This window comes from Paenibacillus sp. SJS-P3 (assembly GCF_056711585.1).
This window is the reverse complement of sequence record NZ_CM160043.1, coordinates 4505116-4523801: the sequence shown is the minus strand read 5'-3', so window position 1 is coordinate 4523801 and position 18686 is coordinate 4505116. Positions and strand designations below refer to the sequence as shown.

10 protein-coding genes are annotated in these 18686 nt (G+C 54.7%); all 10 read left to right on the top strand.

Features of this window, described 5'->3' with window-relative positions; all coding sequences use genetic code 11:
• The first annotated feature begins 39 nt into the window (after positions 1-39).
• A complete protein-coding gene (locus AC06G8_RS20685; RefSeq protein WP_480283772.1) occupies positions 40-2187 on the top strand; it encodes a DUF5693 family protein in 2148 nt (715 codons plus the stop codon).
• On the top strand, positions 2180-3340 hold the full coding sequence (gene csaB, locus AC06G8_RS20680) for a polysaccharide pyruvyl transferase CsaB (protein WP_480283771.1): 1161 nt from the start codon (positions 2180-2182) through the stop codon (positions 3338-3340). The genes AC06G8_RS20685 and csaB overlap by 8 nt, the downstream gene beginning before the upstream one ends.
• 188 nt (positions 3341-3528) lie before the next feature.
• A complete protein-coding gene (locus AC06G8_RS20675) occupies positions 3529-4230 on the top strand; it encodes a WecB/TagA/CpsF family glycosyltransferase (RefSeq protein ID WP_480285481.1) in 702 nt (233 codons plus the stop codon).
• Positions 4231-4353: 123 nt separating this feature from the next.
• On the top strand, positions 4354-5475 hold the full coding sequence (locus AC06G8_RS20670) for a glycosyltransferase family 4 protein (RefSeq protein ID WP_048745211.1): 1122 nt from the start codon (positions 4354-4356) through the stop codon (positions 5473-5475).
• A gap of 183 nt (positions 5476-5658) precedes the next feature.
• Positions 5659-9711 carry an S-layer homology domain-containing protein gene (locus tag AC06G8_RS20665; protein WP_480283770.1) on the top strand — a complete coding sequence of 1351 codons (4053 nt, stop codon included), beginning with the start codon at positions 5659-5661 and terminating at the stop codon, positions 9709-9711.
• A 618-nt stretch (positions 9712-10329) separates the two neighbouring features.
• Positions 10330-13119, top strand: coding sequence for an S-layer homology domain-containing protein (locus tag AC06G8_RS20660; RefSeq protein WP_480283769.1), 2790 nt, complete (start codon positions 10330-10332; stop codon positions 13117-13119).
• Between the two features lie 172 nt (positions 13120-13291).
• Positions 13292-15826: a hypothetical protein gene (locus tag AC06G8_RS20655; protein WP_480283768.1), complete on the top strand. Its 2535-nt coding sequence runs from the start codon at positions 13292-13294 to the stop codon at positions 15824-15826.
• 196 nt (positions 15827-16022) lie between these two features.
• A complete protein-coding gene (locus AC06G8_RS20650) occupies positions 16023-16676 on the top strand; it encodes a hypothetical protein (RefSeq protein ID WP_480283767.1) in 654 nt (217 codons plus the stop codon).
• Positions 16677-16969: 293 nt separating this feature from the next.
• On the top strand, positions 16970-17239 hold the full coding sequence (locus AC06G8_RS20645; RefSeq protein ID WP_480283766.1) for an alpha/beta-type small acid-soluble spore protein: 270 nt from the start codon (positions 16970-16972) through the stop codon (positions 17237-17239).
• 189 nt (positions 17240-17428) lie between these two features.
• Positions 17429-18634, top strand: coding sequence for a methionine adenosyltransferase (gene metK, locus AC06G8_RS20640; RefSeq protein ID WP_447662937.1), 1206 nt, complete (start codon positions 17429-17431; stop codon positions 18632-18634).
• Positions 18635-18686: the final 52 nt, after the last annotated feature.

The following is an 18686-nucleotide window of genomic DNA, read 5'->3' as shown; positions in this document are numbered from 1 at the left end:
GGCTTTTCAAGTATGAGTGGATAAGGGGCGAACTTGAACGTGTTGAAGTGGCAGCAGTGGAACCGCGCGGCCCGCAGGATCATGTGGGCGCTGGCGCTGATCGGCGTCATCGCGGCAATACCCATCGGGGCTAACCGGTGGCAGATGGAGAAGACCTCCAAGCAGGTCGAGTACGTGTTCGACTATTCGGATCTCGTGCTGGTGGCGTCCTATCAAAGTCGTCCGGTCGACTATATCAAAAGCGAGCTTCAGAAGCTGAAGTCTCACGGAGTCGGTACGCTTTCGGTGTTCGAGAGCCGGCTGGACGAGCTCGAGAACGCGGGAAGGCTGGGCTTGTACAGCGAGGCGGAGGCGGCTCTGCTGCAGGGCAAGCCTTCGCCTGCCGGACAGAACTATACGTACCTGCTGTTTGAAGGAGCCAGGGAGCAGGCGGCTCTGGAGCCGATGATCCGCAACCGCTTCGAAAGCGACGGCATCGCCGTGCGTCCGTGGGAGCTGGAAGGCAAGCGCGGCCTCGTGCTGGAGACGCCGATGGCCGGGGCGGTGCTGAAGTCGATGGCTCCCGATCCGCTGGCGCTGACGGAGCTGCATGACGCCGGCTTCCGCCTGCTGCCGCGGCTTTCGGACCGGATTCCTTACAATCCGGAGCGCGTGGATGCGCTGCTTGCCGAGTTCAAGAATCTCGGCGTCACCCGTATCCTGTTCGACGGCGGTGCTGTCACCGGCTTCGCCGATCAGGCGGCCGACAAGACTTTGACTCATTTTGCCCAGAAGCTGAATGAGTACGGAATCGGCATCACCGCCATCGAAAATCTCAAAAAACCCCAGTCGGGCCTGAATACGCTGGCCTATCTGACGCACTATAACGTTACGCGGCTTTACTCCCTCTCGGACAAAGACGCTGCCGCCCTGAAGCCGGACGTCATCGCCGACCGCTTCCTGCTTGCGGCCAAAGACCGCAACATCCGCATGTTCTATCTGAATGCGGCTCCTTCCGCCAACCTGGACAAAGGGGCTGTCACCGATCCGATGGACAATCTCTACAAGTCGCTTGACGGGCCGGACGGAGCAATCGCCAAGCTGGATTCGTTCGGATTCCCTTCCGGCGAAGCCCATGCGTTCGAGCGTTCCTATCCAAGCTGGATGAAAGCCCTCAAAGCGGTCGTCGCCCTCGGGGCGGTCAGCCTGATCGCGCTGCTTGCCGGAGCCTTCTTCAACAGCCTGGCCTTGATCGTCTTCCTGCTCGGCCTCGTCGGCAGCGCCGGACTTTACGTCCTGAACAGCTCGCTCATGGAGCAGGGATTGGCGCTCGGCGCCGCGATCAGCGCTCCGACGCTGGCGATGATCTGGGCGATCAACCGGATCCGCTCCCATACGGAAGGGCAGCGGCGTCCGGTCGGAGGCGAATGGGCTTCCGCGGCCGGCGAAGGCACGGATCGCTCGTTCCAGGCGTCGCCTTGGAGCGGCATGCTGGGAGGGCTCGGACAAGCCGGCACGCGCTGGGTGTTCCACGGCCTCTCGGCCGGCCGGCGCCTGACGATGGCGCTGAGCATCCTGGCCGTGACCTCGCTGATCAGCATGCTGGCCATCCCGATCGTGATCGGGCTGCTCAACAGCATGACGTACAGCCTCGTGCTGGAGCAGTTCCGCGGCGTAAGCCTGCTCCATCTGGCGCCGATCGGCTTGACCGCCGTCTACCTGTTCCTGTTCACAGGCCAATCGGCCTGGATCAGCCTGCGGCGGGTGCTCGGGCTGCAGATCACGATTCTGTGGTGCGTCGCAGTCGCCGTCATCGGCGCGGCTGGGCTGTACTATCTTTCGCGCACGGGCAATGCCGGAACGGCTTCTTCGCTGGAGCTGATGTTCCGCAACGTGCTGGAGACGACGTTCGGCGTTCGTCCGCGCACGAAGGAGTTTCTCCTCGCGCACCCGCTCATGCTGCTGGGTTTGTTCCTGGCGCTTCGCTACCGCGCCGCCTGGGTATTGCTAATTGTAGGTTCCATGGGCCAGCTGTCCATGGTCGACACGTTCGCGCATATCCATACGCCTATCCACATTTCCTTGATCCGCATCCTGCTCGGCCTCGGCATCGGAGTCGTCATCGGCCTGATCCTGATTGCCGTATGGCAAATCGGGGAATGGCTCGTACGAAAATTCTGGCCGCGGGAGAGAGCTGCCAATGGCTAACACCGGAGGTTCTCTCCCCCCGATCCGCAAGAAGATCGTCATCTCCGGCTACTACGGCTTCCGCAACAGCGGCGACGAAGCGGTTCTGAAGTCGATCCTGCTCGCTCTTCGCGCCGAGGGGGAAGCCCAGGGCGTGGAGATCGATCCTGTCGTGCTCTCCGGAGACCCGGCCTGGACGACGGAGATGTACGGCGTCAAGGCCGCGCATCGCATGAAGCCGCTTGAGCTGATGAAGGTCATCGCCGGCTGCGACGGCCTCATCAGCGGCGGCGGCAGCCTGCTGCAGGACGTGACGGGCGGCAAGACGATTCCCTACTATACGGGAATCGTCAAGCTGGCCCAGCTGCTCGGCAAGCCGGTATTCATCTACGCGCAGGGCATCGGCCCTGTGCTGAACCGCCGGATGGACGGCCTGATCCGGCATGTGATGACCCGCAGCGCGTACGTATCCGTGCGCGACGACGAATCCGCGGCGCTGCTCGCGCGGATGGGCGTGCCGCATGAGCGGATCGATGTCGTGCCCGATCCGGTCATGGGCCTGCCGCTGCCGCAAGGCTCGCAGGCAGCGGCAGGCGGCGGCTCCGCCGCTGCGGCCGGCGCGCCGGTCGTCGGCGTCTCTTTGCGCCATTGGCGCAAGGACGGAGCCGACCTGGCCCGCGCCGCCGAGGCGCTGGCGGAGCTCGCCCGGCGCCGGCCCGTGCGCCTGCGCTTCCTCCCGTTCCATACCCCGGCGGATGCGGAAGCATCCCGCCAGGTCATGGAGCGGCTCGGGACGCTCGGCGCCGGCAGCTCCGCCGAGCTCGCCGCCCCGGGCGACGACCCCCAGGCGATGCTGCTGGAGGTCAGCCGCTGCGACATGCTGCTCGGCATGCGCCTGCACGCTCTCATCTACGCGGCCGGCCGCCGCGTGCCGATGCTCGGCCTCAGCTATGATCCGAAGATCGACCAGTTTCTGGCCCGCCTCGGCGATCGCCCGATCGCTACGACGGAAGCCATGGATGCCGCCGCCTTCGCGGACGCCGCCGAGCGGCTTCTGGACCACGGAGACGGATGGAGAGCGGAGAAGGCGGCTGCGATCGACAAGCTTCAGCAGGAGGCCCGCAAGCCGGCGCAACATATTGTCCAGTACCTGCGTCAGGAAACGAAGAGGTGACCGTTCGACCCATGTCGACTACAAAAAACTTTATAGACCCGTCCAAGCAAGCGGCCGAGGCCGCGAATGCGCCGGAAGATGCCGCCGAAGCGCTGGCGGACGCGATCGGGGACGCCTCCCAGGCTTCAGCCTGGCTGGAGGCGCGGACCGTTCCGAAGGTTTCGATTTATGGAGTTCCATTTTCCCGCATGGGTATGGACGAAACCGTGGAGTACCTTACGAACATTATTGAAAGAGGGCAGCCTTGCCAGGTTGTCACGGCGAATCCGATCATGGTCATGATGGGGCTCGAGGATCCCGCCTTCCATCGGATGCTGCGGGAAGCCGAGCTTGTCGTTCCGGACGGCGCGGGCGTCGTCTGGGCCGCCGGGTATGTCGGGCAGCCGGTTCGGGAAAGGGTGCCGGGCTTCGATCTGATGCACCGCCTGTTCCTGGAAGGCAAGGAGCGCGGCTGGTCCGCCTACCTGCTCGGTACGACGCAGGAAGTCATCGACGAGGCCGCAGCACGCCTGAAGGCGCAATATCCGGGCGTGACCATCGCGGGAACGCATCATGGCTATTTCGGGGAGCAGGAGGACGCGGAGGTCATCGCCCGAATCAAGGCGCTTTCTCCGGATATGCTGTACGTGGCCCGTTCCGCCTCTACCCAGGAGCCCTGGATCGCCCGCTACAAGCAGGAGCTTGGAGTTCCTCTCATCATGGGAGTCGGAGGAAGCTTCGATATTATCGCCGGTCGTTTGAAGAGAGCTCCGGTATTCATGCAAAAGCTGCGCCTGGAATGGTTTTACCGCCTTCTGCAGCAGCCTTCGCGGTTCCGGAGAATGCTCGTTCTGCCGCAATTCGCTCTGAGAGTGATTCGGGAGAAGGAAAAGGTGACAAAACCTTACTAGAAGCGTCAATTCGCCGTAATTTGCGCGAAATGCCCTGATATTGGGGTTGGAGTTTCTTTTTCGAACGAGTTATAATTCATTCCGGTGTAATGAAGGGGAGTTGAATTTCCAGTGAATGCCACAATGACTTATATCGTCGGTTTCGCAGTCGCTCTGATCCTGGCCGTCTCGCTGACGCCGCTCGTCAAGCGCTTCGCGTTCAAGATCGGCGCCATCGACAAGCCGAATGCCCGCAAGGTCCATACGCGCATCATGCCGCGGCTGGGAGGCCTGGCGATCTATCTCGCCTTTATCGGTTCGTTCTTCCTGCTGCTTCCGTTCATTCCGGAAGGGCTGCTGAGCGCCTACGATACGAATCTGATCCGCGCGATGCTGGCGGGAGGCACGATCATCGTGCTGACCGGCGCTCTCGACGACCGGTTCGAGCTGTCGGCCAAGGTGAAGCTGATGTTCCAGCTCGTGGCGGCTTGCGTCGTCGTCTTCGGCTTCGACGTGAAGATCGACCTGCTGAACATTCCGTTCGGCCAGGACATGCAGGAGATCTCCTCTTGGCTCAGCATCCCGCTGACGATCTTCTGGATCGTCGGCGTGACCAATGCAATCAACCTGATCGACGGCCTCGACGGTCTGGCGGCGGGAGTGTCGGGCATCGCGATCGGCACGATCCTCATCATGGCCTGCTTCCTCGGCTTCGAGCCGATCATCCTGATGAGCAGCCTGCTGCTCGGAGGCATCCTGGGCTTCCTGGTGTTCAACTTCCATCCGGCTAAAATATTCATGGGCGACTCCGGCTCGCTGTTCCTCGGCTTCAGCCTGGCGACGCTCTCCATGATCGGCTTCAAGCAAGTCACGATCGTATCCTTCGTGACGCCGCTCCTGATCATCGGGGTGCCGATGGCGGACACATTCTTCGCCATTATCCGCCGCTGGGTCAACAAGCGGCCGATCTTCGCTCCCGACAAGGGGCATCTGCACCACTGCCTGCGGGAGCTTGGCTTCAGCCACCGCAAAACGGTGCTGATCATTTACGGCGTAGCGGCTTTCTTCGGCGCCTGCGCGATCGTGCAGTCCATCGTGGTGCAGTCCCACGCAGCCAACTGGGTCACCTTCGTCGTCATCAGCCTGCTGGTGTTCGCGATGCAGATCGGCGCCGAGCTGATCGGCATCGTCGACAAGACGAAGCGGCCGCTGCTGAACCTGCTGGCGCGCATGCGCATGAAGCCGCATCACGAGCGCGGCAAATAAACACTCCGCAATCAAAGAGCTTGTCCTTCTCCGGAAGGACAAGCTCTTTTTTATTTGCCAAAAATTTATCTACATTATAATAATACTTTTCCGTGAGGGCTAGATATCCTAACAATTTACCAGCTTTCTTCCGATAAACTACCTACACCAACTAACACTGAAAGAGTATGGAGGAGGCTTCCCGTGTTAAAACGATTCAGCGCAATGTTCCTGCTGCTGGCCCTGGTCCTGCAGCTGATGCCGGCTCTTCCCGCGCAGACGGCCAGCGCCGCCGCGACGGGGTACTTCACGTTTGCAAAGGAAAGCAGCAGTCCCAAAACCCCCCGCATCACGACGAATGGCAAGATCAGCCTGGAAGGCTCGATCAGCAACATCGATCCTTCCAGCATTACGTACAGCGTCATTCAAGTCGTCAACTTCAAAGGCACCGACGACCCGACGGACGATGATACGGGCGCCAAGACCGAAGGAGTAAAGGGCGGCATCTACCTGTCCGGCTACAACCTTGCGGTGAACAATGTGCAGCTCTACTCCGGGCTGAACCGGATTACATTCAAAGGCCTCCAGGGCGGCGCCGAGGTTTCGACGTCCATCTATGTCATGTACCATGACGGTCCGGTCTTCTATAACCTTACCGCCCGCTTGGATGGCAGCACTTTCCCGATGAAAGAGAACGGAACGACCGTCGTTCAATCCGGCGCTTCACGCGGCAGAACTTCCGCTGACATCGCGATTACGGGCAACGCGCCGAATGCATCCAAAGTGACGATCGAGGTCAACGGCTCCAGCCGGTCTTATAATGTGTCAGCTTCCAACAACTACGAATTCACGATATCTCCTTTGACGATCAAAAAAGGAAAAAACCTGGCTACCATCAAAGTGACGAACAACAACCAGACGATCGAGACGACACGCGAGATCGCGTTCTACAACGGAGATGTGACGTTCTACGACGTCAACCTGAACGATGGCAATAGCAGCGCGGCTCTGGAGTATTCTCCGAACTTCTCCACAACCGAGACGGACGTAAAATCCGCTACCATTACAGGTACGCTCATCGTTCCGAACAACAAAAAGATCGTGGACGGCAAAACCGTTCCCAATCCGAATCCATCGGAAGCAATTAAGATTTTCCCGAGTCTGGACGGAGCGAAGCTTCCTGCAGGCGGCTTTGATGCCACTCCTACGGTAACGAAAGACGCTTATTCTCCGGAAGATGCGTTCTACACTTATACCTTCAGCATCGGCCTGGACAAGCTGAAGTCCGGTGATTACTCGTTCGACCGCGCCTACAATCTCAATCTGGAAGCCATGAATACGGTGGCGGGAGAGACGCAGGGAGTCTACAACCTGAAGTTCACGCTTCGGAATGCCACAGCCCCGTTTATCAGCGAATTCAACTATATTCCGGGTTATAAAACGACGGCCGACCTCAACCTCGCGAGCAAGCCGCTCTCGGGAGCGAGCCTGTACGACACTCCTGTCGCCATGGAATTGCTGATCGGCAACTACTCGCAGGAATCCTTGACTATCAGTAAGGTACTTGATATCAATGGAATAAGCGGCACAATCAACACCGCTGACATGAATATAGTCGACACCTCCACGGTGACCCGCACGATCGGTGGAGTGAACAAAACCTTTACACGCATCGTGCTCGCGGTCAAGAAGCTGCCTTTCGAAGGCACTCAGACGCTGTTTTTCAAGCTGGGCGGCAACGACGCCGGCTCGGTCACCTTCAATATGCTTTTTGGACCGTTCCTGCAATACTCGAGCATTTACGATACGATGGATATTCCCTATGACACGACCAAGTCCACCCAATTGGACGATATCATCCAGAATAAACTCAAAAACTTCGATGCGACGTTGGGCAATCTGAACGACATGTCGGAGATACGCTACAGTCCGGTTGGCGGCAAAGCTCAAACGATGTTTCTGTATATCAACAATACGCCAATCGAAATCGCTAAAAATGCTAGCGACAACAATTTCGTTGCTACCCAAAACGGCATCGCGACAGCCGCATCCGTTATGAAGGCGGGAGGGGCGTTCACACTTCGCTTCGTATACAAGGGCGGCAAAAACAACTATGAGAATTCCATCACCATTTTATTGAGACAAATCAATTTGCCGAAGATTCCTTACTCTCCGGACAGCATCTATCCATACAGCAGCGAATTGGTTTCGCCGCTTGCGAATGACCCTAATTTCCCCAAACAAGGCAGCGTCTACACGACCAAGGAACCGTACATGAACATTTACGGCACCTTCGACTTTATTGATTTGGGGACAACGATCTACGAAGCCGAAAGCAATCTTGAAAACATTGTTAAAGACAACACCAGCTCCAACTATATTTTGAAGATTGACGGCAGTACGCTGTCCAATCCGATTGTCTGGACGCTCAGCAACGAGCTGCGTGTCGTCAACGATGCGACATTGCCGAAGGACCAGCAGACAGTGAGCGTCCTCAACGAAAACAAGACGATCGGGGCCATCGACAAGCAAGGGGACAAGCAGCCGAAGCTTACCGTCACCTATGACTTGAAGACGCAGAGCCTTTCATGGGTTCTGACCGACCAATACCTCAGCAAGGACGGCACATCGAGCGTCTACAACTTCTATGTCTACAACAACGGCGAAGCCGGCGCTCGCGCCAGCTACCGCCTGGAGGTAGACCCTACGGCTCTGCCGTACAAGATTCTGCGTCCGCTCACATCCAAGCGTATCGTCAACCAGAACTACGTGGAGATCGTCATCGACGCTCCTAATGCCAAGACCGTAACGGTAGGCAAGCAGGTCGCCGAAAAGATCGCCTTCGACGCCGACAATGACGGGACCATCGATTATACGACCGCATATCGGGTCATGGTGTCCGGACTCAAGGCTGGCGAGAACAAGCTCAAGTTCACGATCGCCAACGACAACGATACGACCAGCGATACGATCGTGGTGACATATGCTCCGACCAATATTCCGGGCGCCGGCTATATGGAAGAAATGAAGAGCTCCCACAAAGTATTCGAAGGCGAACTGACGCTTGCCTTCCCTAAGTCGACGACGCTCATCCGCCGCGACTACAACGTGCCGGCGAAGCTCAAGAACCAAGTATTCACCGGGAACCGCCTGCTGTTCGGCATCGCCAATCCAACCGACGGCGTCATCGATAGGCATGAATTCGAGCAGGCTCCAGCCAATTTCGACCTGATCCTGGAGAGCCTGGGCAACATGTTCGACAATACCTTCTCCCCCAACTTCAACAAAGCGGGCAAGGTGTTCTGGATCGATGCGGGACTTGCGGACAATCCGCAGACCGACAACGTCTATGATCCTCTTAAGTACGGCATCGACCCGTACCAGTATCCGACCGCCGACGTGCCTTCCTACACGGACCGTCCTGCGAACCGCGAGCTGATTACATCCAAGGAAGCGACGCTGACTCTGAGCTATGATTCCAACATTGTAGACGCCAACGGAACGTTCATTACGGTCTTCCACTTTGATCCGAAGAAGCCGGAATGGGTGAACCTCGGCGGCGTCGTCGACACCAAGAAGCACACGGTCACCGTGCCGTTCTCGGAGTTCGGCTATTACGTGGTCGGACAGATGAAATATTCCTATCTGGACGTTACGTCCCATCCGTATGCGCGCAACTATATGGAAGCGATGTATGCCAAAGGCTTCATCAATGCCGCCGGCAACGACGAGTTCGGAGCCAGCCTGTACACGTCGCGCGGCGAATTCGCTACGATGATGGTGAAGGCGATGTCCATCCGTCTGAACTACAATACCGATCCAAGCAAGCGGCTCTTCAATGACGTGGGAGTCGAGAGCACCGCACTGTGGGATTACCGCTATATCGAAACGGCCTTCAACGAAGGCTATATCCGCGGCAAGGCGCCGAAGGTATTCGAGCCTACGGGGAATCTGACGCGCGAGGACGCCTCGGTTATCCTCGCCCGTGCGCTCAAGCTCAAGCTGGAGACGGATCCGGCAAAAATCGAGAAAGCACTCCAAAAGGCTTTCAAGGATTATAGCAAGATCGACTACTACGCCCGAGCTTCGGTTCTGGCTATTTACCAGAAAGGCTATATCCAGGGCTCGCCGGTCGATTCCAGCGATCCGAAGAAAGGCAGCGTATTCGAACCGCAAGCGAATCTGCTTCGTTCCGATTCCTCCATTATTCTGGGTAAAGTATTGGTCAGCCTGAAACGTCTTCCAAAGATCAATTGATCTTCAATGAAATTGGATGGAATGTGCCTGGAAATATGGATTTCCAGGCACTTCTGTCTAAAATGACAGACTTATCCGGATTCGACAAAAATCGAGAGATGGAAAAAGTTTCGAGTCGACGACGAGGGGTTATCCAAGTTATACTAGGCTTGCAGCCAAAACTTACGAACAAAGGCAATACATAACAGCAAGACAAGGTTATTTTCAAAAAATTTCCCGGAAGTCGCAACTTTTGCGAAAGCCCTGCGTTTAAGTATCTGGAGTCGCAAAGAGCAAAGGCTTGTGACCTGGGTCGATGCGGTGATGCTGGATATATCCAATGCCGAATGGTTTCTATTGATATGGAAACATATTCACATGTTTCTCTTTACTGGTTCTATCAGGCCATTGTATAATGATTTAGTGGTTTGACAGCTTTCCATTTTTTTCTACTTGTTTTTACGAGTTTCTGCGGCATGTTCCTACACGTGTCTATACATGAAGCAGACCTTTTTCTATATTATATGGCTCCCACACTCTGGGAAGGGGGTGACACAACAGATGAGTAAGAAGAGCACTCATAGTTCCACAGAACACTCTCATTTACTTAAGCAAGTTAGAGGAGGAGAACAAAAGGTTATGAAGAAAAGTTTATCTCTGGTCGTTACAGGCGCACTCGTAACTTCCGTATTCGCAAGCTCCGCATTCGCGGCTGAACTGACGACGCAACAGAAGTTCGACGCACTCAAAGCAGCAGGTATCGTTGAAGGCTATCCAGGCGGTTCCGCTGGCCTCGACAAAAACATCACGCGTGCAGAAATTTCCAAAGTCGTAGCGCTGCTTCAAGGCCTTGGCGAAGACGCTGCTTCCTCGAAATACAAAGACGTAGCTACCAACTACTGGGCTAAAGGCTACATCGGCGCTGTAACGAAAGCCGGCATCGTTAACGGTCTCGGCAACAACCTGTTCGGACCTACGCAAAACGTAACGGTTGAGCAAGTTGCTAAAATCATCGTTGAATCCGCTGGCCTGACTGCTAAAGCCGACGCTGCCGTATCCGGCGCCGTAAGCGCATGGGCAAAAGGCTACGTGGCAGCAGCTATCGAAGCTGGTCTGATCGACCAACAAGCTTCTTACAAAGTAGCAGCTACCCGCGCCCAAGTATTCGAAGCAGCTTATGAACTTTCCAACGCATCCGCTGTTTCCGTTAAATCCGCTGTTGCTGTCGACGAGAAGAACATCGAGGTTACTTTCTCCGACGGTCAAGTGGTAAAACAAGCTCTGACGACTGCACTCGTAGCTGGTCAAGCGACGAAAGTAGACGTTACGTACAACGGCAAAACTTACTCCGTAGAAGTTACGCTTCAAGCTGTTAAAGCTACTGAAGCAGCTCAATCCGGCGCTAAAGCGATCACGGTTAAATTCAACCGCGCTCTGTCCGCTACGGAAAAAACGTACCTGGACGGCGGATTCAGCGTGAAATCGACTCTGACTTCTTATCCTGTTACGGCTAAATTCGCAGATGACAACAAATCCGTTGTCCTGTCCGCTGTATACCTGCCAGCTGGCGACTACACCGTAACGGTCAAAGGTACGGATGCTCCGTTCACCGTTAAAGTCGCTGCAAGCGTAGCTTCCAAAATCGACATCACAACTCCAGCTCTTCAACTGGCCGATAATGTCGATCTCGGCGTGAAAGTCCTCAATCAATTCAACGAAGACATCACGGCTACTTCCGGTACGTACAACTACATCACGGCTGTTAATAGCACCCGCGGTACGGTTTACAACGTTGCCAACGGCAAAATCAACCTCGTCACCGACGGCCAGGCTGCAGGCAGCCTGACGAAAACGCAAGAGGGCGACACGATCAACGTATCGGCTGTCTACCCAGCTGGCGGCCTGACAACGACGAAAGCTCTGAAAGTCGTAACGGGCAGCTCCGCTACGAGCATCGAGCTCGGCGAAGTTCAACCGCTTAAAGACAAAACCCGCATCTCCGCTGGAGACAAAGGTCTTGTGCTTCCTCTGACGCTGAAAGACGCAACTGGTCAAACGATCAAGCTGACGGCTGGCACGGTCAACCTGAAACCAGTTGAAGCAACTGCTGGCGTTTACAGCAACTACGTTGTAAAAGACGGCCTGTTCATCTCCATTAGCGACTACCGCATCATCGACTCGCTGATCGTTGACAAAGACGGCGTCATCAAGTTCAACGCTGGCGTTGCTGGCACGGCTACGATCGTTATCAGCAACCCTAAAGCTGGCGTATCCAAATCCATCAACGTTGTCGTTAATGGTGCAGGCTCCATCAAGAGCTTCCAAATCGGAGCTTCCGCTAGCATCGTTCAAGCTGGCAAAGCAGCAGTGTTCCCGTTCGTAGCCGCTGATCAATTCGGCAACGAAATCAAAGGCACTGACCTTCAAAAATACCTGGATAACGGATCCCTGAACATCTCTTCCAACATCCCGGTTACGAAAAACGTCAACGCTAAAGGCGAGCTGGAGCTTACCTTCGCATCGGAAGGCTATGCTTACGTTGTAAGCAGCATTCCTAACGTAGCTGTCGCTCCTACGACCCTGAACGTTCAAGTTGTGAAAGCAGCTTCGACGGTCGGCGTTAACGGCATCAAAGACGTAGTAACGACGCTTGAAGATGGTGCAGCCGTTACTTTCAATGGCGACAACATCGTTCTCGTTGACAGCTACGGCGGTACGGACACGGCTGCTGCCAACACGTACGGCGTAGAAGTTACGGATGGCAATGACGTTGTGAAATACGAAGGCGGCAAGCTGGTAGCTCTGGCTCCAGGATCCGCTACTGTAAAAGTAACGTCCACGACGGCTGGCGCAGAAGCCTACAGCTTCACGGTTGATGTCGTAGAATCCTCCGACATCAGCTCGTACAGCATCAAATCCGTAGGTACTGTATATGCAGCTAAAGCGGTTGGAGCGTACACGAAGGGTGTTAAATTGGTCGGCAAAACTTCCAGCGGCGTAGAAGTAGCCCTGAAATCCGACGCAGCTCCATTCGTATCGAGCTCTGATCCTTCGGTTCTGTCGGTATCCAGCGACAACCAAGTAACGGGTCAAAAAGCTGGTAAAGTAACGCTGACGGCTTACAAATCCAACAGCAAATCCATCGCTACTCAAGAAGTAACGGTTTCCGAGGAAGCTCCAGTTGCGAAAACGGCTGAGTTCAAGCAATCCGAGTACAAAGTAGCTATCGGTGGCAACGTACAGGTTGCCCTGACGGTTAAAGACCAATATGGCGTTGAAGTTTCTCCTTCCGCTAAAATTGGTTCCAGCAATGAAGATATTGCTACGGTATCCGGAACTACGGTTCATGGCGTAGCAAAAGGATCGGTAACGATCACTTACGTTAACTCCGCAGGCGTTACGGCAACTGCAACAGTTCTCGTAGGCTAATATCTGCCTCATCTCAGAGCAAGCAGGATTTCCTGCTTGCTCTTTTTATTTTTCCTTTGTAACCCATTCGACGAAACAATCGATGTAGTGTCTGCGTCTAAAACCATATATGGCAATAGGAGGAATGAAAGTGCGGCGTTCGATATGGATCAAGTCAGGGGTCGCCAGCGTTATGGCAGCCGGGCTGATGCTGCAAGGCGGGGAAAGTATATTCATGGTTCATCAAGCTCAAGCGGCTGCGGCCAAATCCGTCACACTGTCTGGACAAGCTGTATCCTTGAATGCTGCCAGTCGGTTAAGTATACGGGATGCTCATTTTCTTATGCAGGATAAAGGGAAGGTACTTGCTTACACCATTATGATTACGAATACAGCCTCCAAGTCTCTGGATCTTTCCGATTATTGGCTGAGAGTAAAGAGCAAATCGGGAAAATCGTTCAAATCCACAGTTATTGAAGGCGATAAGGAGAAAACCTCCGTCCCGGCCAACACGAGCCAGTACATAACTTATTATGCTGTCATCGATTCAGCAACCAAGCTGAATGACTTGGTGTTTGAGGTCGTAAAGTGGGATTTCTCTGCAGCTAATTACGAACGCAATTTGGGCAAGATTTCCTACCCGGCCCAAGCTTCGGATCAAATCACCGCATACCAGCCAGGAACGATGCTTTATGGCAGTGGTAAATTGAAAGGTGCCGTCAAGCAGGCTTTTATTACCAAGGATAAAGAAAATGGATATGTGACGATAAACTATCTTCTGGAAAATGTTGGTCAGCAGGTCATTGATTTATCAAAGACGGTATTCAACCTCCAAACCCAGAGCCTTTCCGTGTACAATGTCTCAGCAGTAGGGATGGAAGGCTTGACTATACAGCCGAGAGAGCGGAAGGTTATCACGCTTCGATCCACAATCCCGGCTTCAGTTGTATCCAAACCGCTGTCGATGGTCGTGTCCATAAATGATGAGGCCAGCAAAGTCAGCCTGCCGACAGGAGTATTTTCACTGCCGTCCCTAAAGACGCAAGCTCCGTCCGAAGCAGGACAGCCTCGTGTCGTCTACATGGATGGACAACCGGTGACAACAACAGCTGGTCAAGCGTTTCTAAATCAAAGCTCGGGAGGCCAAGCTTTATCCATTGACTTCAGCTTATCCAATACCGGGACCTCTTCGGCTGCCGCGGGCGCCTTTGATTTCTTTCTTGTGACGAAGGCAGGAGCCAGTTACGCTCTGACGTATACAAAAGAAGAAAATGCATCGTTGCTTCCAGGGATATCCAAAACACTTAGCCTTAGCGGAAATGTCCCCTCCAGTGTAACAATAGCCGACTCGCAGCTTCTAATGAAATCGACCGCAACGGAAAAAATAAAGTCCTATGTTATCGGTGCTTATTCGCTGCAGGCAGCATCGCAAGAGGGAGGATTGGGTTCGGCCTTCAGCTACAACGACTATAGTGTCCAACTTAAGAGCATCAACCGGATGCCGAACCAGGACAACGATATGCTCGTAGCGAATATGAGCATTACCAACACCAGCAGCGTGGCGAAGCAAATTCCGGCGCTCGGGGGTTACTTCATGGTCAACGGTGTCCGCATCGGAACGGAACAAAAGGCGGTTTCGCTTGATCAGAGCGTTACGTTGGCTCCAGGAGCTACACTTGAAGCAATCGTATCTGCCGAAATTCCGTACAGCACGACTATTCAGCAGATCTCCTTCGTGAGCACGGAGCCTGCGGCAGACAAGCCAGGCAAAATGCTTTATCAGTTCACTGGCCAGCAGCTGTCGGAGATCAAGACCAGCACGATTGGAACGCCTTATGTTATTGACGGAACAGGGCAGAAATCATCGATTACCATTAAGAGGACAGCAATCTACAAATCCGATGCCGCCCAGACTTTCTACACGGAGCTGGAGGCCGTCAATAAGGAAGCGAGATCGGCGCAAATCGCATCGGTTGGCGGTTACCTGGTGGATAAGAATGGACTGTCAGTACCTATTCAGTTCGCAGAGTTGAAGGATCGGATCAGTCCAGAAGGAAAAGCGCTTCTCGCAGCATGGGCGCAGCTCCCGCGGGCGTTCAGCGGCGATTCCTATCAACTTGTTCTCGGACAAACGGTAGGCTCTGCCGGATCTGTGGCCCCGCCATCGACTGAGCAGCCTTCAAGCGGGGGCAGCACCGGTTCGACCGGCACAGCAAATCCTTCGACACCGACAACTGCTACCGTCCTGGCAAAACCGACAGCATATACTTTTATAGGCTCTGCGGGGGATGAAACGGCAAGTTCGTTGAAGGATCTTAAAATAGGCGGGTATACTCTGTCGTTGACAAAGACTGCTCTCTTCCTCAATGCAAAGGATTTGTACACGGTAGACGGACTTAGATTACAAACGATGTACAGCCTCCAGCGTGATTCTCAATATGAAGCGATTGCGGGAACCCATAAGCTAGTGGTTGAGGTTGTCAATCAAGACAACAACAAAACTACGGTCAGCAAAACCTTCCAGATTGGTGCCGGAGTGCAAGGTTCAACGGACGATATTCTGAAGGAGGGGCAAGATATCGACTTCAAGATTTTCTTCAGCGATCCGGATATTCAGTCTAAGCTTCAATCCAACAGCAAATACAGACTTAATATATACGATGTATTCCAGGGCTCTCAGATTCGAATTGCTTCAAAAGAATATCCTTGGTTCATTATTAGCGAATAGAAGTATTTAGGCCGTACCGGCAAAATGCGGTGCGGCTGTTCTTTTTGAATGTAAGAAACATCAAGGGCCCCCAACTGAGGAGCAATTCTGGACATAAAAGTTGAATTATAGTAGAGTGGTAGATTATTGAAGGGGTCTTGCACGAAGGCGAACGACTACATATAAAAAAGAAGAGATGGAAGGAGACAAAACAGGCATGGGCAACAAAGGGACGAAAGGCTTGAAGTGGACAACGCTGACCTTGACGCTTGCGGCCGGCGTATGGATGGGGACGCACTGGACCACCTTGGCCAACTCACTCGGAGGAGACGCATCTGCGGCCGCATCGACCAGCGCCGCCGGTTCGTCTGCAGCAGCAGTTCCCGGTACGGCTGAAGATCCGGTCGTCACGAAGAGTTATGTGGACCAAAGGCTGGCCGAGCTGGGTCTCGGCTCCGGAGGTTCCGGAGGAAGCACGCCTACGGCAACGCCTGCCCAGACAGCAACGCCAGCCGCAACGGCGACAGCGACTCCGAAGCCGACGGCGACACCAAGCGGAGGCAGCACGGATGGCGGCACGGAGGACGATGGCGCGATCAAGGTCATCAACGTGCCGGTAGGCAAAACGCTGATTGCCGCCGATGGAGCAGAAGTGGTGGTGCGGGCAGGCAAGGCGGTCGCCTACAGCCCGGACAGCAACGGCATCGCGGACGTAACGGACGGCATCGACATCAAATCGGGGGCTGCTGTGCCGCAAAACCACTTGATCCTCTTCCCTCGAGGAGGTAGAGGCGTTTCGAGCGCTCCGGGCATGAAGACAGGCCTTACGGTCATGGTCAAAGGCAGTTATGAAATCAAGATGCAGCCATAGCCATGCCATATTCAAAATGGATGCATTAAGGAATATGAGCGGATCAGTTGAAAAGATAGGCTTAGCCGACCTATTGGAATTAGATTGAACAATTGCTTAATTTTAGAAATTCGATAGAATTGAAATCCAATTCGAATCGATAGTAATCTCCGAATTCCCCTTTAACTATTTGCGGCTTTTCGCAAATAGTTATTTTTTTCCCGTGGTGACAATAAGTTCGACGCTTAACGCCTCCAAGACGGGGACATTCTATATGCACATCCTTATCCAATCCTACTGGAGGTGCTTAGATCATGGCTAGATCCAACCGCATTGTCGTGCCTGCAAGCAAGGAAATCCTCAATCAGATGAAATACGAAATTGCCGGAGAGCTTGGCTTGTACTCCGCTCCAGCTCCCGGAGCAGGGGATACAGAGTTCGCCGGAGAGCTTGGAGAGGCAGGGCACAGCTCACAGCCGACGGTGCATTGGTCTTCCCTGGCAACACGCCAGGCGGGATCGGTGGGAGGCGAGATTACGAAGCGTCTCGTCGCCAAGGCCGAGCAATCCCTCTATGGACTCTAAAATCGCATGAGGACGCAGTCCAAAGGAGATTCTCCAAAAACTTCCAAGGATTGCCGTCCATTGACACTATGCGACAGTTCCGCTATTATAGTGTCCTAGAAGAGTTGTCTAACGACCTTTTCCAATGGGAAAAGGTTGATTTTTTGTTCAGGACTTTTCTCATTATATGGTTCTAGGAGGTCGATCAGCTTGTCCCTTAAAGGAAGACACCTGTTTACTTCGGAATCCGTAACGGAAGGCCATCCCGATAAAATATGCGACCAGATTTCTGACGCAGTTCTCGACGCTTTCCTTGAAGTGGATCCCTATGCCCGCGTTGCCTGTGAAGTATCCGTAGCGACGGGCCTTGTGCTCGTCATCGGCGAAATCAGCAGCCGTGCCGACTACGTGGATATCTCCGCAATCGCGCGCCGCACCATCAAGGAAATTGGATATACGCGCGCCAAGTACGGCTTTGACTCCAGCACCTGCGCGGTTCTGACTTCTCTCAACGAGCAGTCGGCCGATATCGCCCAAGGCGTCAACGCCGCGATCGAAACCCGCGAAGGCAAAGACATCCAGCAGGAAAACGAAGACATCGGAGCAGGCGACCAAGGCCTCATGTTCGGCTTTGCAACGAACGAAACGCCTGAGCTGATGCCGCTTCCGATCGCGCTGTCCCACCGCATTGCCCGCCGTCTGGCGGAAGTGCGCAAGAACGGCACGCTGGAATACCTTCGTCCGGACGGCAAAACGCAAGTAACGATCGAATACCAGGACGGCAAGCCGGTCCGCGTAGATACGATCGTGGTCTCGACGCAGCATGACGAAGCGATCTCCCTGGAGCAGATCCAAAAAGATATCCGCGAGCATGTCATCGCTCCAGTTGTTCCTCAGGAACTGATCGATGGAGATACGAAATATTTCATCAACCCGACGGGCCGCTTCGTTATCGGCGGACCTCAAGGCGATGCAGGCCTCACAGGCCGCAAAATCATCGTCGACACTTACGGCGGCTACGCTCGCCATGGCGGCGGCGCGTTCTCCGGCAAGGATCCGACGAAAGTCGACCGTTCCGCGGCATACGCTGCCCGTTACGTGGCGAAGAACATCGTAGCGGCCGGCCTGGCCGACAAATGCGAGATCCAGCTTGCTTACGCTATCGGCGTAGCCAATCCGGTCTCCATCAACGTGGACACGTACGGCACCGGCAAGGTGGAAGAGGAAAAGCTCGTCGAGCTGATCCGCTCCAACTTCGACCTGCGCCCTGCCGGCATCATCAAGATGCTCGACCTGCGCCGTCCGATCTACGGAAAGACGGCTGCATACGGCCACTTCGGCCGTACGGACATCGATCTGCCTTGGGAGCGCGTCGACAAAGCCGCTCTGCTTCAGCAGGAAGCTGCTCTGGTATAATCGTGTTTCCGACCACCTCCGCTCAGCCTGAGCGGGGGTTTTTTGCGTTTCA

Excerpts from the sequence above, each read along its gene's own strand:
- csaB (WP_480283771.1), top strand. The coding sequence starts at position 2,180 with ATGGCTAACACCGGAGGTTCTCTCCCCCCGATCCGCAAGAAGATCGTC.
- AC06G8_RS20675 (WP_480285481.1), top strand. The coding sequence starts at position 3,529 with ATGGGTATGGACGAAACCGTGGAGTACCTTACGAACATTATTGAAAGA.
- AC06G8_RS20670 (WP_048745211.1), top strand. The coding sequence starts at position 4,354 with ATGACTTATATCGTCGGTTTCGCAGTCGCTCTGATCCTGGCCGTCTCG.
- AC06G8_RS20660 (WP_480283769.1), top strand. The coding sequence starts at position 10,330 with ATGAAGAAAAGTTTATCTCTGGTCGTTACAGGCGCACTCGTAACTTCC.
- AC06G8_RS20655 (WP_480283768.1), top strand. The coding sequence starts at position 13,292 with ATGGCAGCCGGGCTGATGCTGCAAGGCGGGGAAAGTATATTCATGGTT.
- AC06G8_RS20650 (WP_480283767.1), top strand. The coding sequence starts at position 16,023 with ATGGGCAACAAAGGGACGAAAGGCTTGAAGTGGACAACGCTGACCTTG.
- AC06G8_RS20645 (WP_480283766.1), top strand. The coding sequence starts at position 16,970 with ATGGCTAGATCCAACCGCATTGTCGTGCCTGCAAGCAAGGAAATCCTC.